Here is a 22,153-nt window from a genome sequence, read left to right as displayed (position 1 = left end):
GCATCACGAACCGCGTCAACTACGCTGGGCCCATGCAGGAGATGACGGAGGACGATCGGCTCGTCGATGCCCTCGGGGAGACGGCGTTCCGGACCATGGGGCCGCTGACCGGACTCGCCGCCGACGCCGGGCTGTCGCTGACGCAGTTGCGGGTGCTCGCGATCCTGCGCGACCGCCGGCTGCGGATCGGGGACCTGGCGCAGTACCTCGGGCTCGAGAAGTCGACGATGACCGGGCTGGTGGCCCGCGCGGAGAAGAAAGGCCTGCTCGCCCGGGTGCCCAACGAGCAGGACGCCCGCGCCGTCGACGTCGTGGTCACCGATGCGGGCAGGGAGGTCGCCGCGTCGCTCGAGTCGGCGATGCGGGCCGCACTGCTGCCGCTCACCGATCGGCTCGCTGCGTCCGACCGGCGGCGCCTGCGCGAGTTGCTGGAGCAGATGCTCCGCTGAGGGGTGGTGCCCTAGCGGCCGTGCGCGCGTGACGGGATCTGCGTCGCGAGCTTGCCGCCCGAGACGTCGAGCAGCGTCCCGGTGATGTACCCGGAGGCATCGCTCGCCAGGAACACGAGCAGGTCGGCGACGTCGTCCGGCGTCTCCCACCGGCGCAGCGACAGGGTGTCGAGCAGGCGGTCCTGGGCCTCGGCCGGCATGGTCGCGAAACCGTTCATCGCCGTCGGCACCATCCCCGGCGCGTACGCGTTCACGGTGATGCCCCACGGGCCGAGCTCCGACGCGAGCACCCGGGTGAACGAGACGACGGCGGCCTTCGACGCCGCGTAGGCCGCACTGCCGACGCTCGGCACGATCGCCGCGAACGAGGCGGCGTTGATGATCCGCCCCCGTCCACCGGCCTGCATGACGGGCGCGACGGCCTGGCTCATCAGGAACGTGCCGCCGAGGTTGACGTCCATGCACCGGCGCCACGCGTCCCACTGCAGTTCGGCGACCGTCCCCTCGACGTTGATGCCGGCGTTGTTCACGAGCACGTCGATCGTGCCGTGCCGCTCGACGACCTCGTCCACGGCGGACCGGACCGAATCCGGGTCGGCGACGTTGCACACGACGTGGTCCAGCGGGAAGTCGGGTTCGAAGGCCAGGTCGACGGCGACGACGTGGCACCCCTCGGCCACGAAGCGGTCGGCGAGCGTGCGGCCGATCCCGCGTGCTGCTCCGGTCACGACCACCACGCGGTCGGTCAGGTCGAGGTGCATCGTCGCTCCTGTCGTTGGTTCCTTGAATAGGCATACTATTGCAGCATGGCGAACCAACGGGTGCTCTGGATCACCGGCGGCGGCAGCGGCATGGGAGCTGCGAGTGCTGAGGCCGCCGCGCGGGACGGCTGGACGGTGGTCCTGAGCGGGCGGCGCGTGGACCGGCTCGAACAGGTCGCCGCGACGATCGCCGCCGCCGGGGGCACCGCGGACGTGCTCCCCCTCGACGCGGCCGACCCGGTTGCGGTGGCGTCCGCCCGGGACGCCGTGCTCGAGCGGCACGGGCGCCTCGACGCGCTGGTGCTCGCCGCGGGGCTGAACGCACCACGGCGACGCTGGGACGACCAGACGCTGACGGACTTCCGCGCGATCGTCGACACCAACCTCACCGCCGTGGTCACCGTCGTCGACGCCGCACTGCCGGCGCTGCGCGCGTCCGGCGGCGTGGTCGTCGTGGTCTCGTCCTACGCGGGTTGGTCCTTCCAGCCGGGCGCCGGCGTCGCGTACTCCGCCTCGAAGACCGCGCTCGGCTCCGTCGTGAAGAGCCTCAACCAGCAGGAGGCGCCCCACGGTGTGCGGGCGACGCACCTCTGCCCCGGTGACGTGGCGACGGACTTCCTCGACCAGCGCCCCTCGGTGCCCGACGCCGCCGCCCGCCAGGTGATGCTCCAGCCGGATGACATCGCCCGGGCGGTGTCGTTCGTGCTCGAGGCGCCGTCGTACATGCGCGTCGACGAAATCGTGGTCAGCCCGGTGTCCCAGCGGTGACGAGCACCTTCGACCGGGTGCTCGACGAGCTCGGTAGCGCGATCGTCACGGGCGTGCTGCCCACGGGGCACCGCGACAGCATCGACGGGTTCGTCGTCCGCACCGGTGCCAGCCGGAGCATCGTGCGCGAGGCGGTCCGCGTCCTCGTCGGGTGCGGGCTGCTGGCGGCGCGGGTACGGACGGGGCTCGTCGTCCAGCCGACCGGATCGTGGGACGTCACCGATCCGCTCGTGCTGGGCTGGCGGCTCGGCGGCCCAGAGCGGGCGCAGGCCCTCGCCGAGCTGCGTGCGCTGCGCCGTGCCGTCGAACCGGCCGCGGCGTCGGCTGCTGCCACCGCGGTCGCCGCCGGACGCACGGTCCGGCCCCCCGAGCCGGGCTCCTTGACGGAACTGTTCCTGTCGGACCCCCTGGCGGAGATGCTCGAGAGCGCGACCGTCATGGCCGAGCGGGGGAACGCGGGTGACGCGGGTGACGCGGGGGACGCGGGGGACGCGGTCACGTTCCTCCAGGCCGACCGCGCGCTGCACCGGAGTGTCCTGGCCCTGTCCGGCAACGCGATGTTCGTCCGGCTGGGCCGGGTGGTCGCGCGTGCGCTCGACGAGCGAGCGGAGATCCGTCCGGAGGTGCACGACGTCGCGCTGCACGTCCGTCTGGCCCGGGCGGTCGCCGACGGTGACCCCGACACAGCGGCTTCGACGATGACCGAGATCATCGACCGCACCGTCGCCTAGTGTCGAGGGTGTTCGAAGGAGAGCACATGTCGTTCACCGACCTCGTCCCCGACCCGACCGCACTCGAACGGATCGCCACGGGAAGCACCTGGGCTGAGGGGCCGTGCTGGATCCCCGCCAGCCGGACCCTGCGCTGGTCCGACATCCCCGGGGACCGGATCCTGCAGTGGCACGCCGACTCCGGCGAGACGACCGTGTACGCAGCGGGCGTCGAGTTCACGAATGGGCGCACCCTCGACCGGGACGGCAGCGTCGTGCAGTGCTCACACGGGCTCCGGCGGGTGGAGCGGGACCGCGACGGGACCGTCACCTCGATCGTCGACGGCTGGGGAGGCAGCCACCTGAACTCGCCCAACGACGTGGTCGTCGCACGGGACGGCAGCGTGTGGTTCACCGACCCGGCGTACGGCATCACCCAGCCGCGCGAGGGACACCCGGGGGAGCGCGAGTACGGCGACCACTGGACGTTCCGGTGCGGTCCCGACGGTGAGGACCTGCGCCCGGTGGCGACCGACCTGGACCAGCCGAACGGCCTCGCGTTCGACCCCGACGAGCGGGTGCTGTACATCGCCAGCTCGTCGCTCGAGGACCCGGTGATCCGTGCCTACGACCGTCGTGGCGACCACGGCGACCTGCTCAAGAACGGCCGGGTGTTCGCGCGCCTCGAGCCCGGCGAGGGCGTCCCCGACGGCATCCGCGTCGACGTCGACGGCAACGTGTGGTCCTCGTCGCAACGCGGCATCGTGGTGTTCGACCCGACCGGCACCCGCATCGGGGAGATCCCGGTGTCCGAGACGGTCGCGAACCTCTGCTTCGGCGGCGACGACGGCACGACGCTGTTCATCGCCGCGACGACGTCGATCCACCGCATCGCGACGACGACCCGGGACGCCGCTGCCGTATCCTGACTCGGCCATGCAGTGCGACTACTTCGACCGCGGGGTGTGCCGGTCGTGCACGCTCATGGGTCAGCCCTACGCCGACCAGGTGCTCGACAAGGAGCTCCGGACGCGTGAACTCCTGCACGACGCCGTCGAGGCTGCCGGCGGACCGGGCTCGGTGACGTGGTCCCCGGCGATCACGAGCCCCGAGTCCGGGTACCGGAACAAGGCGAAGATGGTCGTCGGCGGGTCGGCCGAGCACCCGACGGTCGGCATCCTCGACCACCGGCAGCGCGGCGTCGACCTGCGCCACTGCGGGATCTGCACGCCCGGCATCCAGCGGGCGTTGCCGGTGCTCGCCGAGTTCGTCACGCTGGCCGGGCTGATCCCCTACGACGTCGCCGCACGCCGCGGTGAGCTGAAGTACGTGCTGGTGACGGAGTCGCCCGACGGCGAGCTGATGGTCCGGTTCGTCCTGCGCTCGGAGGGGCAGCTCGCGCGGCTCCGGCAGCACCTCGACGTCCTCCGTGCCGCGCTGCCGGAGGTCGTCGTGGTGACCGCGAACCTGCTGCCCGAGCACAAGGCCGTCACCGAGGGGGAGCGCGAGGTGGTGCTGACCGAGCAGGAGACGCTGCCGATGCGCCTCGGCGGGATCACCATGCACCTGCGGCCGCAGAGCTTCTTCCAGACGAACACCGGCGTCGCGTCCGAGCTGTATTCGCAGGCCTCGGCGTGGATCGACGAGCTGGACCCGGCGTCGATGTGGGACCTGTACTGCGGCGTCGGCGGCTTCGCCCTGCACGCGGCCCGGCCCGGGCGGACGGTGACCGGGATCGAGACGAGCGCCGAGGCCATCCGGTCGGCGAAGCAGTCCGCCCGCGAGGCCGGGCTCGAGGGTCTCCGGTTCGCCGCCGACGACGCGACCGAGCACGCCCTCCGAGCGCGGCCCGACGCCGTCCCGGAACTCGTCGTCGTGAACCCGCCGCGGCGCGGGATCGGCGAGCAGCTGTCGACCTGGCTCGAGCAGTCGGACGTCGAGCACGTCGTCTACTCGAGCTGCAACCCGGTCACCCTCGCGAAGGACCTGGCGCGCATGCCGGGGCTCCGCCTGCGCCGTGCTCGGGTGCTCGACATGTTCCCGCAGACGGGCCATCTCGAGGTCGTGACGCTCCTGTCCCGAGCGTGACCAGGTGCCTCCAGGCCGTCATTGCCAGGGAATTGCCAAGGTGACGTACCCGGGTACGGGGCGATGACCATGGGCATGGGGATCGCGGCGTACAGGTTCGACCCCGGGGTACATAGCACCAACGGGTAGAACCGTTGGTCTCGGTTTGATAACGGTGAAGAGTTTCCTATGGTTGCCGACCGAGGTGCCGCCGGCCCGATGACCACTGCCCCCGGTGGCGCACCCCCACAACTGACCGCGATCGGTCGGGGTGGGCAGTGGATCCCGCATCAGAAGCGGCTCGTGACCCCGGTGGAGCAATCACATGAAGAAGCTTTCCCGTACCCGCACCATCGTCGGCGGCCTGGCGTTCGCCGGCATCGCCGCGACCGGTGTCGGCCTCGCGGCAGCACCCGCGAACGCAGCATCCGGTTCGACCTGGGACCAGCTCGCACAGTGCGAGTCCGGTGGCAACTGGGCGATCAACACCGGCAACGGCTACTACGGCGGCCTGCAGTTCAACCTCGGCACCTGGCAGGCGAACGGTGGCGTCGGCAGCCCCGCCGGCGCGAGCCGCGAGGCCCAGATCGCCGTCGCCGAGCGCGTCCTCGCCACGCAGGGCTGGGGCGCATGGCCCGCCTGCTCCGCCCAGCTCGGGCTGAGCGGCACGAGCGGTGCCGCACCGGCCGCCGCTGCTCCGGCTCCGGCAGCCCCCGCGGCTCCGGCCGAGCAGGCCGCTCCGGCACCCGCTGCTCCGCAGCCGGCCGCGCCGAGCACCGCCGCACCGAGCACGACCGAGTCGGCTCCGGCCGAGGCTGCTCCGGCCGCCTCGACTCCGAGCAAGCCGGCCGCCGTGAAGACCAGCGGCAAGACGTACACGATCGCGTCGGGTGACACCCTCGACACGATCGCGACGAAGCTGGGCATCGACGGCGGTTGGAAGCAGCTGTGGGCCGCGAACACGTCGACCATCGACGACGCGAACCTCATCTACTCGGGCCAGAAGCTCGAGCTCCCGGCCTGATCGTTCCGCAGACCGAACACGACGACGCCCCGCGACCTCGGTCGCGGGGCGTCGTCGTGCGTGCGGCGGTCTTCGCCGCTACTGCGGGTTCTCCGTCAGCCATGCCGCGACGTCGTCCGACCGGAGTGCCTGTGACAGCGACCGGACGGCCAGGTCGTTGAGCGTGACGTAGGACTGCCCGTCCGGAGAGGTCCCCGCCCCGGCGGTCGGCACCGTGAACGTCCGCAGGTCGCCGGTGCCGACGCTCCGCAGGGACCACCCGAGCCGGAGGAGCGTGGGGAACGTGAGCCCCGCGTCGACCGCCAGGTGCTCGCTCGTCGCGGTCACGAAGTCCTGCACGCGACCGGGGTTCGTCACCGTGCCGCGCGAGAGCAGCCCGTCGAGGACCCCGCGCATGAACGCCTGCTGGTTCCGCACCCGGGTGTGGTCGGCGTCGGCGAACGCGTACCGCTCCCGCACGAAGGCGAGCGCGGAGTCGCCGTCGAGCAGGTTCGCGCCGGCGACGAACTCGTGCGGGCCGGCCGTGAACGCGCGCGTCGAGTCGACCGTGACGCCGCCGAGGGCGTCGGTCATGTCCTTGAACCCCGTGAAGTCGATCTCGGCGACGTGGTCGACCCGGACGTCGAGGAGATGCTCGACGGTCTGCACGGTGAGCGGTACCCCGCCCCACGAGTACGCGGCGTTGATCTTCGCGCGGCGGTGCCCGGGGATGTCCACCCACGAGTCGCGCATGATCGACATCAGGTAGACCGCACGACGGTCGGCCGGGATGTGCGCGAGCATCAGGGTGTCGGAGCGTCCGCCGAGGTCCGACGGCTTGCCGTCGGCCCCGCGGGCGGCACGAGAGTCGGAGCCGATCAGCAGGATGTTCTCGCCACCGCCTGGTGCGGGCCGGGCGCCGGTCGGGAACGGGTCGCGGATGGTGTCGCGGCCGGCGTCGAAGCTGCGGGCGAGGCCGCCGACGAAGATGCTCGCCACGATCGCGATGACGGCGGCGATGCCGACCAGGGAACCGAGCGTGGCGACCAGGGCGACGAGGAACGGGCGTCGGCGACGGGATCGGCGGGAGCGGCGGCGACGGGGGTGGCTGGGGCGCTCGGCGGTCAGCCGGGCGGCGCGACGTTCGGACATGCGGAGCTCCTGCGGGTTCGTGCCGGTCGACCGACCAACGGAGCCCATCTTATCGCATGTGGTATTTCACGTACAGCACGCTGGTTCTGCGGCTCCCGCGGCGTCACCGGTCGGTCAGGACTGCCCGGAGTGCCGCTCGGAGGGCTGGGTCGTCCGGCAGGACCTCGCGCTCGATGTGCTTCGCGGTCTCCCAGGCGCCGCGGCCGTGCTCGGTGGCGCTGACGACGCGTCGCCGTCGGTCCGCCGGGTGCGGCGTGCGCTCGACGAGCCCGTCCCGCTCCATCCGTTCGAGGGTGCGCGACATGGTCTGCGGCTGCACCCGGGCCGCGCGGGCGAGGGTGTCGGCGCCGGTGGGACCGGTGCGGATCAGGATGTCGAGCGCGATCAGGGCGGCGTGGGGGAGGCCGATGGCGCGCAGCCGCTCGTCCCAGTCCCGCTCGACCGACCGTGCCGCCGCCGAGAGCAGTCGCCCGAGCGGCCACTCGTCGGTCGTGTCGTCCATGGGCGCATTCTACGGTCGGTGTGTCGTGTGCTTCCTCTAGTAATCAGCATGCTGACGATTGGAGTACGCTCACCGTCGTGTCCCGCTTCCTCCGCATCGTCCTCCCCGCGCTCGTCATCGTGGTCTGGCTCGGCATCGCCTCTGTCGGCGGTCCGTACTTCGGCAAGATCTCCGAGGTCTCGACGAACGACCAGACTTCGTTCCTGCCGGCGTCGGCGGACGCCACGAAGGTGCAGGAGCGGTCGTCCGAGTTCCGGCAGGAGTCCGGGGCGCCCGGGATCGTCGTCCTCGAGCGCGACGGCGGTCTGAGCGCATCCGACCTCACAGCGGCGAAGGACCTCGCGACCCGGCTCGGCGACCGGGACGACGTGCAGGGCGTCAGCCCCGTGATCCCGAGCGAGGACGGCGACGCGGTCGAGATCGTCGCGACGCTCACCCAGGACGCCGACACCGGCGACGCCGTGGAGGGGATCCGCGCCGACGTCGACGACGCGCTGCCGAGCGGCGTCAGCGGCTACGTCACCGGCCCCGCGGGTTTCACCGCCGACCTCACCGAGGCGTTCGCCGGCATCGACGGGATCCTGCTCGGGGTGGCGCTCGCCGCCGTGTTCGTGATCCTCATCATCGTGTACCGGTCACCACTCCTGCCGATCCTCGTGCTCGGCACCGCGACCTTCGCCCTGTGCGCCTCGATCCTCGTGGTGTGGTGGCTCGCGAAGGCCGGGGTCGTCACCGTGAACGGGCAGGTCCAGGGGATCCTGTCGATCCTCGTCATCGGCGCCGCCACCGACTACGCGCTCCTCTACACGTCACGCTTCCGCGAGGCACTGCGTGACCACCGCACCGGCTGGGGTGCGACGAAGGCGGCGCTCCGTGGCAGCCTCGAGCCGATCCTGGCCTCGGGTGGGACGGTCATCGTCGGGGTGCTCTGCCTGCTGCTGTCGGACCTCAACTCGAACAAGGCGCTCGGCCCCGTCGCGGCGATCGGCATCGCGTTCAGCCTGCTCGCCGCCCTCTCGCTCCTGCCGGCGCTGCTGCTCGCCTTCCGCCGTGCCGCGTTCTGGCCGCTCCGTCCGGCGTACGGCAGCGCCCACCCGGTGCTGACCGGCCCGGACGCCCGCGGGATCTGGGCGCGGGTCGGGCGGCTCGTCGCGAAGCGCTCCCGGACGGTCTGGATCGTGTGCACGGTGGCGCTGCTCGCGATGGGTACCGGCGTGGTCGGGCTGCAGGCGGACGGCGTCCCGCAGAGCGACCTGGTCATCGGGGCGTCGCAGGCACGCGACGGGCAGGACGTCCTCGCCGACCACTTCGCAGGGGGATCCGGCAGCCCGGCGCTGGTGATCGGCGCGGAGCGCGACCTCGACGAGCTCGTCGACGCGATCACCGCGGTGGACGGTGTCGAGGGGGTCGTCGCCGCGGCGAAGGACGCCCCGTCCGGGACCGTCCCGGTGACGGACGACAGCAGCGCAGCAGGCGCGACCGGCGCAGGCGCGAGCGGCGCAGGCGCGAGCGGCGCAGGCGCGAGCGGCGCCGACGCTGCGCCCACCGTCTCGCACGGCGACGTCCTGCTCGAGGCCACCCTGACCGACGCCGCCGACTCCGACGCCGCCGAGCAGACCGTCCGCGACCTCCGCACCGCCGTCGAACGGGTCGACGCCGGCGCGATCGTCGGTGGTGTGACCGCGACCGCCGTGGACACGAACGACACCGGCATCCGCGACCGCAGCGTCATCATCCCCGTGGTGCTCGTCGTCATCCTGCTGATCCTGATGCTCCTGCTCCGCAGCATCGTCGCCCCGCTCGTGCTCATCGGCAGCGTGATCGTGTCCTTCGCCGCGGCGCTCGGGGTCGGCGCGCTCGTCTTCGACCACGTCTTCCACTTCCCCGGAGCCGACCCGAGCGTGCCGCTGTACTCTTTCGTGTTCCTGGTCGCACTCGGGGTGGACTACAACATCTTCCTCATGACCCGGGTGCGCGAGGAGGCGCTGCGGTACGGACCGCGCGAGGGCGTCCTGCGCGGACTCGGGGTGACCGGCGGCGTGATCACGTCGGCGGGCGTGGTGCTCGCGGCGACCTTCGCGGCGCTCGGCGTCATCCCGATCCTGTTCCTCGTGCAGATCGCGTTCGTCGTCGCGTTCGGTGTGCTGCTCGACACGATCGTCGTGCGCTCCCTGCTCGTCCCCGCGCTGGCGTACGACCTCGGGCACCGAGCGTGGTGGCCGTCGCGCCTGTCGCGTCCGAACCATCACATGTGACACGCTGGGCACATGCCAGTTCCCTCGACGCAGCCCGCAGCCGAGCGCAAGCTCCTCCGTGACACCGTGCAGGACAAGATCCGCGACGCGATCATGGACGGCACGCTCGAGCCCGGCGAACGGCTCAACGACGACGACCTGATCGCCTGGCTCGGGGTCTCCCGCACCCCGATCCGTGAAGCCCTCGCCGAGCTCGCCCGTGCCGGTCTCATCGAGATGGCCCCGAACCGGTACACCCGGGTGGCGGCTCCGACGAAGGACGAGCTCCTCGACGCGTACCGCACCCTCGGGGTCATCTACGGCGGCGTCGTGCGCCTCGCCGTGCCCCGGTTCACCGAATCGGAGCGCAAGAAGATCGTGAAGATGCTCGACGAGGTCCGGACCCGGGTCGAGGCCAGCGAGCAGTCGAAGGTCGCCCGCGACGGTGCGAGCATCTACTCGATGTGGGCCGGCGCCTGCGGCAACGCGTCCCTCGAAGCGCTCTGCCGTTCCACCACCGACGGGCTGTCGTTCAAGCTCCGGGTGCCGGAACTCGCCGAGCTCGTGCCGGCCGAGGCGATCCTGCCGGAGCTCGACAACCTGCGTGCAGCGGTGCTCGCGAAAAACCCGATCGCGGCCGAGCTCGCGATGGAGGCCATCCACCTGCTGCCGTCCCGCGCGTAGCGCTCCGTCGCCCAGCGCGACCACCAAACGGACGGGAGGCCCGTGGCGACGCCGCCACGGGCCTCCCGTCCGCCCTGTGCGTGCGTGCGCACGCTCGTCCGCGTGCGTCCGCACGCTCGTCCGCGTCAGTGGGCGACGGCGCTGATCATCCCGAGGCCGACGCTGATGCGGTCGGCGACCTCGATGAGGTCCTCGGCCAGCGAGTCCAGGTCGCGGTCCCGCAGCTGGGTCACCCGGCCGGAGATCGACAGTGCCGCAGCGATGCGTCCCGACGCGTTCCGGATCGGCGCCGCGATGCAGAAGCGTCCGAGCGCGAGCTCCTGGTTCTCCTCGCACCACCCCCGCTTCGCCGAGGCGGCCAGGTCGGCGGTCAGGGCGTCGTGCGACGTGATGGTGTGGTCCGTGTAGCGCGCCAGGTCGTCCCCGAGCAGCTCCTGCCGCTCGGCCTGCGTCAGGTCGAGCATGAGCGCCTTGCCGAGCGCCGACGCGTGCAGCGGCTGCCGCATCCCGATCATGGTGTGCGACTTCGGCGCGAGCGAGCCCTCGAAGTGGCAGAGGTAGATGCAGGACGCGTCGTCCCGCACGCCGACGTTCGCGGTCAGGCCCACCCGGTGCGCGAGTTCCTGCGCCGCGGCACGGGACTCCCGGTGCACCGGGTTGTGGTTGAGCCCCTGGCTGGCGAGTTCGAGCACCGCGCGGCCGACCGAGTACGCCTGGGTCTCCGGGTCGCGGCGGACGTACTCGAGCGACTCGAGGGTCGCCAGGAGCCGTCCGGTAGTCGAGGTCCCCAACCCGATCGCACGCGCGATGTCGGAGGCGCGCACGGCACCGTCGGCCGCACCGAGAGCGCCGAGGACGGCCGCGGCTCGTTCGATGCTCTGGTTCGGAGGGGTGGTCGCCATCCGCCCATTGTGGACCGTCTCGGCCGTCGTCAGGAGACCTTCACGGCACTCGCGGTGACGAAGGGTGATCCGTTCGTCGCGGTCACCACGATGCGGAGGGCCGTGGTCCGGACCCGCGGCACGTCGTGCACGCGGTGCCGGTGCCGGTTCGCCTCGACGTCGGCGACCGTCTGCCAGGTGCCCTCGACGCACACGTCGACCCGGTAGTCGCGTGCGAGCGTCGGGACGGCGTCCCACGGGGTGCGGTGGTGGTGCAGGTTGATGAGGTCGGCGTCGACGTCGTCGTTCCAGATGATCCGCACCTCGTGCACGTCGACGGGCTCCGCCCAGTCGAGCGTCAGGGTCGCGCCCGCGCCGGCCTCGGACGACCACATGTGCGGTCCGCCGAAGGGGCGTTGGTACCCGTCGGTCACCCTGGAGGCCCGCCACGCGTCCGTCACGCCGGCTGCGGTGATCGCGAACGAGCGTCCGCGCAGGGCGCGCGCCTCCCAGTCGGTGACGGGCTGGTCGGCCTCTTCCGGGATGTGGTCGTCGAAGTGCTCGTCGTCGGCCGTGCGGGAGCGGAGCGCCAGCACGCCGTAGGGGTGTCCGTCGGTGAGCACCAGGCGTACCCCGGCAGCCCGACGCACGACGACGACGGCGTTGCACGGCATGTCCGGCGTGTACGCGAGGTCGACGACGGCCTCGTCGGCGCCGACCCCGACGTGCGCGGTGTGCGTCGCGACCTGGTCGATCGGCGCGTAGTTCTGCGGTTTGCCGGTCGTCCAGAGCTCGACGGTCAGGGCGGTCGGTTCGTCGGCCTCGGTGCGGATGCGGATCGTGCCGAGGCCCGGATCGGCCGGCAGCACGACGGCCACGTCACGGTCCAGCTCGAAGCGGTCGTCGGTCGCCCACGGGGTGGTGTCGATCGTCGTCAGTTCGCTGCTCGCGGTGATCCGGGCTCTGCGGGCGAGGTCCGACGCGTCGTCGGCGCGCACCCCGACGAGCGGGGCGTCCTCGCGCAGCAGGGTCTGCTGGAGCATCCCGATGTGCTCGGTGCCGAGCTGCCGCGGTGTGGTGCCGTGCCGGGCCACGAGGTGGGCTGCGGTGCCGGCCGCCTGACCCTGCGTGGAACAGGTCGCCATCACCCGTGTCGAGCCGAAGGCCACGTGCGAGGCGGAGATGTTCCGGCCGGCGACGAGCAGGTTCCGGACGTTCGCCGAGTACAGCGAGCGGAACGGGATGTCGTAGGTGCCGTCGGTGTACCGCTGCTGTGCACCTGCCGTCTCGGCGTACACGCCCTCCACCGGGTGCAGGTCGATCGACCAGCCGCCGAAGGCCACCGTGTCCGGGAACGTCCGCTGCTCGAGCAGGTCCTGCTGGGTCAGGGTGTGGTCTCCGACGAACCGCCGGTACTCGCGCTTGCCGGGGATCGCGCCGACCCAGTCGAGCGTCAGGGTGTCGGCGTCGAACTGTCCGGAGTTCTTGATGTGGTCCCAGATGCCGTAGACGACGCCCCACAGCTCGTCACGGATGTGCTCGTTCTCGGTGACGGTGTCGAGTTCCCCGCCCCACTCGATCCACCAGTAGTTGCAACCGTTGTCACCGGTCCGGATCGCCCGGTTCGCCAGGATCGGCGTGGTCGCGAGGTCGACGGCGATCGACGGCGGGACGAACTTCTCCGGGCGACCCGTGTCGTGCGTGGAGAAGAAGAGCGAGCTGCCGAGGAGCTCGTCGTCGGCCTGTGCCGGCGCCCACTCCTCGCCGTGCTCGTCGCGCCCTTCGCGCCCGATCCGGTACTCGGCGCCGGCGAGTGCCCCGACGAGGCCGTCGCCCGTGCAGTCGAGGAACACCGGAGCCGTGAAGGTCGTCTCGATCTCGGACCCCATGGTCCAGCCGGTGACGGAGGTGATCCGGGGCGCCCCGTCCTCGTCCGACGTGCGCACGGTGCGCACGTCCGTGTTGAGGTGCAGGTGCACGTTGGGCTCGGCGCGGACGAGGTCGAGCACGACCTGGTCCCAGTAGATCGCGTTGCCCTGCGGGTTCCGGTACTGGTTCTCGAGGAACAGCTCGCCCATGATCCCGTTCTCGCGGGCGAACCGCTGCGTGCCGTGTGCGGTCGCGCCGACCACCCACACGCGGATCTCGCTCGAGGCGTTGCCGCCGAGGACCGGGCGGTTGGTGACGAGGGCGACGCTCGAGCCGAGGCGCGCGGCGGCGACCGCGGCGCTGACTCCGGCGAGACCGCCTCCGACGACCACGACGTCGTGGTGCTGTTCACGGGACTGCATGGGGCCGACGGTATCACTTGCTGGCATGCCTTTCCCACTGTGTGGCAAAGTGTGCCCGGCGAGTGCTATCGTCAACCAACTCTCGACAAAGAAGTGTGAGGTCCACCCATGAGCGACGGAACCCGGACGCGCGGCAGCGCCGATGCCGCGACCGCCCCCGACGTCCACGCGGCACTGGGCGACGACGCCCGCCGCCAGAGCATGCGGAAGGTGATCGTCGCCGCCGGCGTCGGACACTTCGTCGAGTGGTTCGACTTCGGCCTCTACGGCACCCTCGCCACGGTCATCTCCCTCTACTTCTTCAAGCAGGGCGACCCCCAGGTGGCGCTGCTCTCCGCGTTCGCGGTGTTCGGCGCCGGCTTCGTGATGCGCCCGCTCGGCGGCCTCTTCTGGGGATCACTCGGTGACCGCGTCGGCCGGAAGACCACGCTCGCCACCGTGATCCTCATCACGAGCGGCGCGACCGCGGTGATGGGGATCCTGCCGACGTACCAGAGCGTCGGGCTGCTCGCCCCGATCCTGCTCGTGGTCGTGCGCCTCGTGCAGGGGTTCGCGGCCGGCGGCGAGGGAGCCGGTGCGACGACACTGCTGGCGGAGTACGCACCGTCGAACCGGCGCGGCTTCGTGACGAGCTTCATCGACGTGTTCGGCTTCGCGGCCTTCATCGTCGGTGGCGGGCTCGTCTTCCTGTTCACCGCGCTCGCCGGGGACGACGCCCTGCAGTCGTGGGGGTGGCGCGTGCTCTTCCTCATCGCGCTGCCGCTCGGCCTGGTCGGGCTGTACCTCCGGTCGAAGCTCGAGGACACCCCCGAGTTCCGGGCGCTCAAGGCGAAGGGCGAGCTCGCGCGGAACCCGCTGCGTCGTTCGCTCCGCACCGGCTGGAAGGCGCTGCTGTTCTGCGTCGGGTTCGTCGTCCTCAAGGCGGTCGGGCACTGGATCCTGCAGACCTTCATGCCGTCGTACCTGCAGGCCGACCTGGGGTACTCGCCGCTCGTGTCGTACGGGGTCGTCGTCATCGGCTTCATCGTCATCGCCGGCCTCGTGCCCTTCTTCGGACTGCTGTCGGACAAGATCGGCCGGAAGCCCGTCATGCTCGCCGGCTGCGGCGGCTTCCTGGTGCTCACCTACCCGACGCTCATGCTCATGGACGCCGGCAACTTCTGGGCGGCGGCCGGAGCGATGGTGCTGCTCGGGCTCTTCATGGCGGCGTTCGACGGCGCCGTGAGCGCGGCGATGGCCGAGCTGTTCCCGACGGCCATCCGGTACGGCTCGATGGGCATCGCCTACAACATCAGCGTTGCACTGTTCGGCGGCATCACGCCGTACTTCGCCACGTGGCTCATCACGGCGACCGGCAACACGTTCGCCCCCGCGTTCTACGTGATGGCGGCGGCGGCGATCACCGGTGTGACGGTGCTCCGCGCACGCGAGACGAACAAGCAGCGGCTCGTCGCGGAGTGAGAGCGGTGACAGGGGGCATGCGGTGACCTTCCAGGCGCATTGCATGTCCCCCGAGCACACGCCGGTTATGGTTTCCCGGTGAGCAACGAACCCGAGCAGACGACGGAGCCCGCGCGCCGCGGCACCGAGACGCCGCGCCACGGGCGCCAGAAGCGACGAGCGGGCGTGGTCTTCCCCGCGATCGCGGGCGTGCTCACGATGGCCGTCCTGCTGAGCGGCGGGTACGCGGCCTACGCCTACAACCAGTTCTCCGGCGGCGTCACGATCGTCAACGCGATCACGGGCAAGAAGGACGTGAAGGACGACGTCGACGGCACCGCGCAGAACATCCTGCTCGTCGGCGACGACCACCGGCCGGAGAACGCCACCCCCGAGCAGATGGCGGAACTCAGCACGACGTCCGACGGCGGTGCGACGAACACCGACACGATGATCGTCCTGCACATCAGCGCCGACGGCTCGCAGGCGACGATGATCTCGTTCCCGCGTGACTCGTACGTGGACATCCCGGACGTCGGCAAGGGCAAGCTCAACAGCGCCTTCTACTACGGCACGCTCAACGGCGGCGGCGACACCGGTGGCGCGAAGATGCTCATCAAGACCATCGAGAACCTCAGCGGTCTGCAGATCGACCACTACGTCCGCGTCTCGCTGCTCGGCTTCTACCAGGTGGTCAAGGAGCTCGGCCCGGTCGAGGTCTGCCTCAACCAGGCTGCCCAGGACAAGGACTCCGGCGTCGACCTGCCCGCGGGGAAGTCGACGCTCAACGCCAAGGAGGCGCTGTCCTTCGTCCGCCAGCGCAAGGGCCTGCCGAACGGCGACCTCGACCGCAACGTGCGCCAGCAGTACTTCCTGTCGCAGGAGGCCCGGAAGGTCACCTCGGCGGGCACGCTGCTCAACCCGGTGAAGATGGGCAACATCCTCAAGGCGGTCGGCGGCTCGATCCAGACCGACACCAACCTGCTGGACCTCGCATCGCAGATGCGCAACCTGCGACCCGCGAACATCCAGTCCGCCACGATCCCGACCCTCGGCACGCCGACGATCTACGTGAACGGCTCCGCGCTGTCCATCGTCGAGGTCGACACCGTCGGGCTGCCCGCCTTCGTCCAGGGTCTGGTCGGCGAACCGGCGGCGTACGCGAAGGCCGGTCGCGCCCAGCCGGCGAACACCTCGGTGACCGTGCTGAACGGCAGCGGCGTCGAAGGGGCGGCCACCACGGCCGGTCAGGTCCTGACGAGCCGTGGGTTCCAGGTCGCACCCGCCGGTTCCTCCGAGACGACGAAGGTCACCCAGGTCCAGTACCCGGCGGGCCAGGAGTCGCAGGCGAAGGCGATCGCCGCCGCCGTGCCCGGGGCCGTCGCGGTCCGGACGAGCGCGGTCTCCGGTGTGACGCTCGTGCTCGGCACCGACGGCAAGACCGCCAAGGCCGCGACCCAGCCGAGCGCCGCAGCGTCGACGCCCGCGAGCGGCTCGGGCTCCGGCTCGTCCGGTTCCGGTTCGAAGCCGAGCAAGCAGGCCACCAAGGAGCCGACGGCGAAGTCGACCGACGTGCACAACTACGGCACCGAGGGCACCTGCATCAACTGAGGACCGGCGGGGGAACGGGTCGGTAGGTTCGTGGGGTGAGCACCGCTGAGCGCCCGATCACCCTGATGACCTACAACATCAAGAACCCCGATCCGGCGCACGACTGGCCGGCACGACTCCCGGTCGTCCTCGACGTCATCCGTCGGCACGACCCGGACCTGCTCTGCGTGCAGGAGGCCTTCGCACACCAGATGGACGACCTGCGCGCCGGACTGCCCGGCCACGCCGACCTCGGGCAGGGGCGCGAGGGCGGCACGGCGGGCGAGTACGCCGCGGTGTTCTACCGGCGTGACCGGTTCCGCCCGGCCGACGAGGGATCGTTCTGGTTGTCCGACACCCCGGACGAGCCCGTCTCGAACACCTGGGAGAGCCTGTACCCGCGCATCGCGAACCACGCCAGGTTCCTCGACGCCGAGGGAGCGGCGTTCACGGTCGTCACGACGCACCTGGACCACGAGCTCGGCGCGCACGGCGACGAGGTCCGTGGCAAGAGCGCGGCGCTCATCGTCGAACGCCTCGCCGGGGACACCGGCCCGGTGGTCTTCGCCGGTGACTGCAACGAGCCCGCCGGTACGGGCACCGCATCGCGGGTGTTCGCCGAGGCCGGGTTCAGCGACGCGTGGGTCGTCGCCGGGGACCCGGACGACCGGACCGCGACGTTCAACGACTGGGAGCCGCCGGTGGACAGCAGGGAGCGCATCGACTGGGTGCTCACGCGGGGGATCAGCGGTGTGGACCGCGTCGTGATCGACCACGACGGCCCGGAGACGTGGTTCGCGAGCGACCACTTCCCGGTCGTCGCCACCCTGCGCATCTGAGGCGCGTCAGCAGGTCCGCTCGGCGTGCACGGGCATCGGTGACCCGAGCACCGTGACCGTCGTCTCGTTCGTCAGAGCCGACACCCCGTTCGTCCCCGACCGGGCGGAGCCGCCGTCGGAGTCGCCAGCGTCGTCGTCGGGGTCGTCGTCGGACTCGTCGCCGGGTGCCCACCCGGTCTCGAGCAGCAGCTGCCATGCGCGCGAGTCGGCCGAGCCGAACGAGACGCGCTCGGCCGGTGACGCGTCGGCGATCTCGTCCGCGATGTCGTCGCCGACCTGCACGCCGTCCGGTCCGGTGAGCTCGATCTGCTTGCCGGTGCGGCTGCGCACCTGGTCACGGAGGACCCGGATCTCGACGGCGTTGCCCGCCCGCGCGTCGGTGCTCAGCGCTGCGACACGGATCGCCCCGCCCCACGTGTACGTGGTGCCGGCGGGGAAGCAGGCGCCACCGTCGCCCTCGGCGGTCTGGGTGCGGGACGGCGTACCGAGCAGCCGGTCAAGCAGCCCGACGGTGAGGCCGGAGTCGCGCATCGAGGACTCCACGACGGTCTTCCGCCCGTTGCGCAGCACCAGGGACTCGGCGTCGAGCTCGATCGAGTCGACGCGGCGGAGCTTGGCGTTGGAGACATGCACCCGTGCGGAGTCGTGCGTCGCCTCGGCCGCGACGGCGGTTCCCGAGCCAGTGCCCACGGAGCCGTCGAACGCGAGTGCGCCGGCCGAGAAGGCCAGCACGGCAGCGCTGAGCGCCAGCAGGGTCCGAGGGGTCACCGTTCGACGGTACGGCCCCGGTCCGCGAAGAACGACGGGTGTTACCGAATCGGGTCCTGCCCGTCACCGGACCGTGACCTTCTCCGGGGGACAGGCTCCTGGACGGGCGTTGCTCGACGGATGCGTACCGTGACACCCATGACGGACCAGTACACGATGCAGGACCCGACCGAGATGTACGCCGACAAGAAGCCCGACGAGCAGTACCTCGAGGGCGCCGGCACCGACCAGGAGATGGCGGAGAACGTGCCCGCCGACCACGGCGAGGACACGTACCGCGGCTCCGGCCGACTCGAGGGCCGGAAGGCGCTCATCACCGGTGGCGACTCCGGTATCGGCGCCGCCGTGGCGATCGCCTACGCCCGCGAGGGCGCCGACGTCGCGATCTCATACCTGCCCGAGGAGCAGGAGGACGCCGACCGCATCGTCGGGCTCATCGAGGCCGCCGGTCGCAAGGCCGTCGCGCTCCCGGGCGACATCACCTCGCTCGAGGTCTGCGAGCAGCTCGTGGCGGACGCCGTCGAGCAGCTCGGCGGACTCGACATCCTCGTGAACAACGCGGGCAAGCAGCAGAACGTCGACGACATCACGAAGATCTCCGACGAGGAGTTCGACGAGACCTTCAAGACGAACGCCTACGCGACCTTCCGGATCACGAAGGCCGCGGTGCCGCACCTGCAGCCGGGCTCCACGATCATCAACACGACGTCGATCCAGGCGTACGCGCCGTCACCGCACCTCGTGCACTACGCGGCCACGAAGGCGACCGTGAACAACCTGGCCAAGGGCCTCGCGGCGCAGCTCGCACCGAAGGGCATCCGCGTCAACGCCGTGGCGCCCGGTCCGATCTGGACGCCGCTGCAGCCGGCCGGTGGCCAGCCGCCCGAGGCGCTGCCGTCTGCGGGCGAGCAGACCTACCTCGGCCGCTGGGGTCAGCCGGCCGAGCTCGCGCCGGCCTACGTCTTCCTGGCGAGCGGTGAGTCGTCCTACGTGGTCGGCGAGACGCTGCACGTCGACGGCGGGATGCCGACGCCGTAGCGCGCACCAGACGACGCAACGGGAGGCGCGGTGCCAGCTGGCACCGCGCCTCCCGTTGCGTCCGTGGGTTGCGTCCGCGGGCCGCGCCCGCGTCAGCGTGGACGCGTGGCGGCGATCAGCAGGGGGCATTGCACATCCGGGCCATCCGCTCGAGCAGCTCCCGCGCGGACAGCGCCGCGGCGAGCTCGACCTCGACCGGGTTGATGCCGATCGCCCGTTCGAACTCGTGGCGACGGGCTTGGTCCGCGATCGGGACCTCCGGACGCTGGGGCAGCACGGCGATCGCTCGGGCGGCCGCGTCGAAGGCGCCCACCGGTCGCCCGAGTTGCTCCCACATCGTGCGGACGTCGTGGGCCACCTGGTCGGTGTCGCCGCCGAACTCGAAGCCGGCGGATGCCATGGTCGCGAGTCCCTGCGCGGTGGGGTCGTTCGGGGTCATCCCGGCATCGTCACACGGATCCCCGCGAACGCGCTGGGGAAGGCCGTGTCCCCCTTGATGCCGACACCCGGACCGGGGATTCTGGTGGCCCCCGTTCTGCGTTTGGATGGACATGCCCCGAGATCGGGGTGACACGGACAGGACGTCCGGGACGACGGAGGGCACGATGCTCGAACACACCAGCGCCGACACGCAGGCCGCAGCGGCCGCGGCGGCGACACTGCACCTCCGCATCATGATCGTCGGCGCCACCGTCGACCTGCTCCGGGACGTCCCGTTCCACGAGGCACGCGCCGTGCACGTGGCCGAGCGGATCGGCATCTCCGTCGAGGAGCTCGAGCAGCACTTCCCGTCCTGGGACGGACTCGTCCTCGCTGCCGTCGACCGCTGGAACGGCGGCCGGATGGACGAGGTCACCCGCGAGGTCGGCGACGGCTCGACCGTGGAGCTGCTCCGCGCGATCGTCGCCTCGAACGCCGAGGACCCCGCGCTGATGCGCCTCCTCGTCGCCCTGCTCTCCGTCGCCGGCAACCCGGCGCACCCGATCGCGCCGTACCTCCGGTCGCGCTACCAGCTCTTCTACGCACAGGTGAAGCGCGGCCTCGAGCACGACGTCGCCGTCGGCCGGGCGCCGCACACGATGGAGCCCCGCCGCGGGGCCGAGCAGCTCATCGCGCTGTACGAGGGCCTGCAGCTGCAGGCGCTCCTGCGCTCGGACCTCGACCTCGTCCCGGCGTTCGACCGGGCCGTCGCGCGACTCGAGCGCGGCTGGATGGAGCGCTACGAGCCGCAGGCCGCCCGTCGCCACGCGACCTGGGGTGACGGCGACGACGGCAGCTGGGACATCTGACCCGAGCGCGCTGCTGCTCAGGCGCCGGAGCGTGACCCGCGCGGCACCGAGCCGTTGCCGGGGTCGTACCCGGTGTCCCGGATGACCCGCAGCGCCGTCGTGTCGTTGTGGACCGAGTGCACGACGACCCGACGCGACCGCCGGAGCGCACGGCGGGCACCTGGTGTCGCGAACAGCCCACCGAGCACGAGTCCCGCGCCGATCCCGAGCGCGACGGACACCGCGGCGACGAAGTCGAGGGCCGCGCTCGACGATCCCGACATGAAGTTCAGCAGCGCGTTCGACACCGCGACGCCGGGGAGCAGTGCCCCGCAGAACGCCGGCACCGCGATCGCCGCCACCGCCGTCCGCATCCGCACCGCGGCGTAGGTCGACAGCACGCCGAGCAGCACCGCCGCCAGGAACGTCGCTCCGAGGAGCGGGATGCCGAGCTGTCGCAGCCCCCACAGCGCGGCCCCGGCCGCCACCGAGAAGACCACGGCGACCGGGATCACGCGGGCGCTCGCCTGCTGCACGAAGCAGTTCGCCCCGGCCGACACGACGGTGAGCGCCAGCGACGCCCAGAGCGGCAGGGTCCGTGTGACGATGCCGGACGGATCGACCTCGATCGAGAGCCAGTGCGTGACCGCGATGCCCGCAGGCACCCCGACCACGATCGCCGCGATGATCAGGCCGATGTAGAAGGCCCGCGCGACGGCCATCGCCCGGAACCCGGAGATCGCGTCCTGCGCCCACGTGACGAGCGACGGGTGCGGCAACAGGAGCACCACGAGGGCAGCGACCATCGTCGCCGCGCCCCCGGGGTCGAGCACGTCCGCCCAGATCGCGAGCGTGCCGAGCGCCGACGCGACGGCACCCTGCGCGCCCGAGACGAAGAACTGCGGGTAGCCACGGCCGGTCAGCCAGCGCCCGGACACGATGATGCCGAGCATGAGCACGAAGGCTCCGAGTCCGGCTCGCCACCCTCCGCCTGCCTGCATCGCGATCGAGATCCCGAGGACCGACAGGCCGATGTCGGAGAGCCACATGGGCCACCGCGGCGGCATCCGGAGCACGGCGACGAGGGCGCTCACGCCGGAGGTCATGTCCCGCTGGTCGTGGATCAGGTCGTCGACGATGTGGTTCGCGCGAGCCAGCCGGTCGAGGTCGGAGCCGTCGGAGCGCACGGTGCGGAACTTCACGAGCGGCGGGGTGTCGGCCGGCGCGTACTGGATCGTCACGGAGCTGCCGGAGAAGTCGAGGTCGAGCGGGGCCAGGTTCCACTTCGTCGACACCGCGACGACGGCCGTCTCGACACTGCGGGTGTCGGCGCCGGAGGCCAGCATCACCTCGGCCAGGTCGAGGCAGAAGTCGACGATCTGGGTGGCTGAGTACTGGTCACGCCCGCGGGCGTCCGGTTCGACGTGTTCGTAGATCGTGCCGCGCAGGCGCGCACGTGCGTCACGGAGATCGTGCTGCGCCAGGCTGCGCCGTCGGGGCCGAGGGGGACGCCCCGGCTTGGGGACGCCGGGGAAGTGTTGCTCGGCCATCCCGCCATGGTGCCAGGCGTGCTCTGCACGCGACCAGTACGGACACTGGAGGCGGGGGGGGCGCGGGGGCCCCCCCCCCCCCGGGGGGGGGGGGGGGGGGGGGGGGCGCGGCGCCCGGGGGGGGGGGGGGGGGGGGCGCGCGGGGGGGGCGGGAGGTG

At 71.6% G+C, this 22,153-nt stretch carries 21 protein-coding genes; 13 read left to right on the top strand and 8 right to left on the bottom strand.

The window, feature by feature from the left end; all coding sequences use genetic code 11:
* The first annotated feature begins 32 nt into the window (after positions 1 to 32).
* On the top strand, positions 33 to 449 hold the full coding sequence (locus EDF19_RS00105; RefSeq protein ID WP_221180589.1) for a MarR family winged helix-turn-helix transcriptional regulator: 417 nt from the start codon (positions 33 to 35) through the stop codon (positions 447 to 449).
* Positions 450 to 460: 11 nt separating this feature from the next.
* On the opposite strand, the gene EDF19_RS00100 is transcribed toward EDF19_RS00105, so the two are convergent.
* The gene (locus tag EDF19_RS00100) at positions 461 to 1,210 is read right to left on the bottom strand and encodes an SDR family NAD(P)-dependent oxidoreductase (protein ID WP_123678951.1); all 750 of its coding nucleotides are present in this window, start codon (positions 1,208 to 1,210) and stop codon (positions 461 to 463) included.
* A 45-nt stretch (positions 1,211 to 1,255) separates the two neighbouring features.
* Here EDF19_RS00100 and EDF19_RS00095 point away from each other — a divergent pair, with 45 nt between their 5' ends.
* From EDF19_RS00095 to EDF19_RS19485, 5 genes are all read left to right on the top strand, one after another.
* Positions 1,256 to 1,978, top strand: coding sequence for an SDR family oxidoreductase (locus tag EDF19_RS00095; RefSeq protein WP_185022594.1), 723 nt, complete (start codon positions 1,256 to 1,258; stop codon positions 1,976 to 1,978).
* Complete coding sequence (locus EDF19_RS00090; protein WP_123678950.1) at positions 1,975 to 2,709, top strand: FadR/GntR family transcriptional regulator; 735 nt, start codon at positions 1,975 to 1,977, stop codon at positions 2,707 to 2,709. Before EDF19_RS00095 ends, EDF19_RS00090 begins: the two co-directional genes overlap by 4 nt.
* Positions 2,710 to 2,735: 26 nt before the next feature.
* Positions 2,736 to 3,617 carry an SMP-30/gluconolactonase/LRE family protein gene (locus tag EDF19_RS00085; protein WP_123678965.1) on the top strand — a complete coding sequence of 294 codons (882 nt, stop codon included), beginning with the start codon at positions 2,736 to 2,738 and terminating at the stop codon, positions 3,615 to 3,617.
* A 7-nt stretch (positions 3,618 to 3,624) separates the two neighbouring features.
* Entirely contained in the window at positions 3,625 to 4,776 is a 1,152-nt protein-coding gene (gene rlmC, locus EDF19_RS00080) for a 23S rRNA (uracil(747)-C(5))-methyltransferase RlmC (RefSeq protein ID WP_123678949.1), read from the top strand.
* Positions 4,777 to 5,080: 304 nt separating this feature from the next.
* Positions 5,081 to 5,779: a transglycosylase family protein gene (locus EDF19_RS19485; RefSeq protein WP_123678948.1), complete on the top strand. Its 699-nt coding sequence runs from the start codon at positions 5,081 to 5,083 to the stop codon at positions 5,777 to 5,779.
* A gap of 78 nt (positions 5,780 to 5,857) precedes the next feature.
* On the opposite strand, the gene EDF19_RS00070 is transcribed toward EDF19_RS19485, so the two are convergent.
* A complete protein-coding gene (locus EDF19_RS00070; protein ID WP_185022593.1) occupies positions 5,858 to 6,910 on the bottom strand; it encodes an LCP family protein in 1,053 nt (350 codons plus the stop codon).
* A gap of 103 nt (positions 6,911 to 7,013) precedes the next feature.
* Positions 7,014 to 7,412 carry a MarR family winged helix-turn-helix transcriptional regulator gene (locus EDF19_RS00065; protein ID WP_123678946.1) on the bottom strand — a complete coding sequence of 133 codons (399 nt, stop codon included), beginning with the start codon at positions 7,410 to 7,412 and terminating at the stop codon, positions 7,014 to 7,016.
* 77 nt (positions 7,413 to 7,489) lie between these two features.
* Here EDF19_RS00065 and EDF19_RS00060 point away from each other — a divergent pair, with 77 nt between their 5' ends.
* Both EDF19_RS00060 and EDF19_RS00055 read left to right on the top strand, forming a co-directional pair.
* Positions 7,490 to 9,667 carry an efflux RND transporter permease subunit gene (locus EDF19_RS00060; RefSeq protein WP_123678945.1) on the top strand — a complete coding sequence of 726 codons (2,178 nt, stop codon included), beginning with the start codon at positions 7,490 to 7,492 and terminating at the stop codon, positions 9,665 to 9,667.
* Positions 9,668 to 9,679: 12 nt separating this feature from the next.
* Positions 9,680 to 10,330 carry a GntR family transcriptional regulator gene (locus EDF19_RS00055; RefSeq protein ID WP_123678944.1) on the top strand — a complete coding sequence of 217 codons (651 nt, stop codon included), beginning with the start codon at positions 9,680 to 9,682 and terminating at the stop codon, positions 10,328 to 10,330.
* Positions 10,331 to 10,455: 125 nt separating this feature from the next.
* Here the strand turns inward: EDF19_RS00055 and EDF19_RS00050 are convergent, their stop codons facing one another.
* A complete protein-coding gene (locus tag EDF19_RS00050; RefSeq protein WP_123678943.1) occupies positions 10,456 to 11,232 on the bottom strand; it encodes an IclR family transcriptional regulator in 777 nt (258 codons plus the stop codon).
* A gap of 29 nt (positions 11,233 to 11,261) precedes the next feature.
* Positions 11,262 to 13,670, bottom strand: a complete 2,409-nt coding sequence (locus EDF19_RS00045; protein WP_395859239.1) for an FAD-dependent oxidoreductase — start codon at positions 13,668 to 13,670, stop codon at positions 11,262 to 11,264.
* Here EDF19_RS00045 and EDF19_RS00040 point away from each other — a divergent pair.
* The 3 genes from EDF19_RS00040 (at position 13,611) to EDF19_RS00030 (ending at position 17,371) form a co-directional block, all read left to right on the top strand.
* Positions 13,611 to 14,963, top strand: coding sequence for an MFS transporter (locus tag EDF19_RS00040; protein WP_123678941.1), 1,353 nt, complete (start codon positions 13,611 to 13,613; stop codon positions 14,961 to 14,963). The two genes, EDF19_RS00045 and EDF19_RS00040, sit on opposite strands and share 60 nt — an antisense overlap.
* A gap of 78 nt (positions 14,964 to 15,041) precedes the next feature.
* Positions 15,042 to 16,553, top strand: coding sequence for an LCP family protein (locus EDF19_RS00035; RefSeq protein WP_123678940.1), 1,512 nt, complete (start codon positions 15,042 to 15,044; stop codon positions 16,551 to 16,553).
* Positions 16,554 to 16,588: 35 nt separating this feature from the next.
* Entirely contained in the window at positions 16,589 to 17,371 is a 783-nt protein-coding gene (locus EDF19_RS00030) for an endonuclease/exonuclease/phosphatase family protein (RefSeq protein ID WP_123678939.1), read from the top strand.
* Positions 17,372 to 17,377: 6 nt separating this feature from the next.
* Here the strand turns inward: EDF19_RS00030 and EDF19_RS00025 are convergent, their stop codons facing one another.
* The gene (locus EDF19_RS00025; protein WP_123678938.1) at positions 17,378 to 18,139 is read right to left on the bottom strand and encodes a hypothetical protein; all 762 of its coding nucleotides are present in this window, start codon (positions 18,137 to 18,139) and stop codon (positions 17,378 to 17,380) included.
* 138 nt (positions 18,140 to 18,277) lie between these two features.
* Between EDF19_RS00025 and EDF19_RS00020 the strand changes: the two genes are divergently transcribed.
* Positions 18,278 to 19,177, top strand: a complete 900-nt coding sequence (locus tag EDF19_RS00020) for an SDR family oxidoreductase (protein WP_123678937.1) — start codon at positions 18,278 to 18,280, stop codon at positions 19,175 to 19,177.
* Between the two features lie 115 nt (positions 19,178 to 19,292).
* Here the strand turns inward: EDF19_RS00020 and EDF19_RS00015 are convergent, their stop codons facing one another.
* Positions 19,293 to 19,616 carry a hypothetical protein gene (locus EDF19_RS00015; protein ID WP_123678936.1) on the bottom strand — a complete coding sequence of 108 codons (324 nt, stop codon included), beginning with the start codon at positions 19,614 to 19,616 and terminating at the stop codon, positions 19,293 to 19,295.
* 166 nt (positions 19,617 to 19,782) lie between these two features.
* On the opposite strand from EDF19_RS00015, the gene EDF19_RS00010 reads away from it, so the two are divergent.
* Complete coding sequence (locus EDF19_RS00010) at positions 19,783 to 20,466, top strand: TetR/AcrR family transcriptional regulator (protein WP_123678935.1); 684 nt, start codon at positions 19,783 to 19,785, stop codon at positions 20,464 to 20,466.
* Between the two features lie 17 nt (positions 20,467 to 20,483).
* Here EDF19_RS00010 and EDF19_RS00005 read toward each other — a convergent pair whose 3' ends face one another.
* The gene (locus EDF19_RS00005; protein ID WP_123678934.1) at positions 20,484 to 21,995 is read right to left on the bottom strand and encodes a threonine/serine exporter ThrE family protein; all 1,512 of its coding nucleotides are present in this window, start codon (positions 21,993 to 21,995) and stop codon (positions 20,484 to 20,486) included.
* Positions 21,996 to 22,153: the final 158 nt, after the last annotated feature.

The sequence above is a fragment of the Curtobacterium sp. PhB115 genome, from assembly GCF_003752025.1.
In the GTDB taxonomy this organism is placed as follows: domain Bacteria; phylum Actinomycetota; class Actinomycetes; order Actinomycetales; family Microbacteriaceae; genus Curtobacterium.
This window is presented reverse-complemented; position numbering and strand designations above follow the sequence as displayed.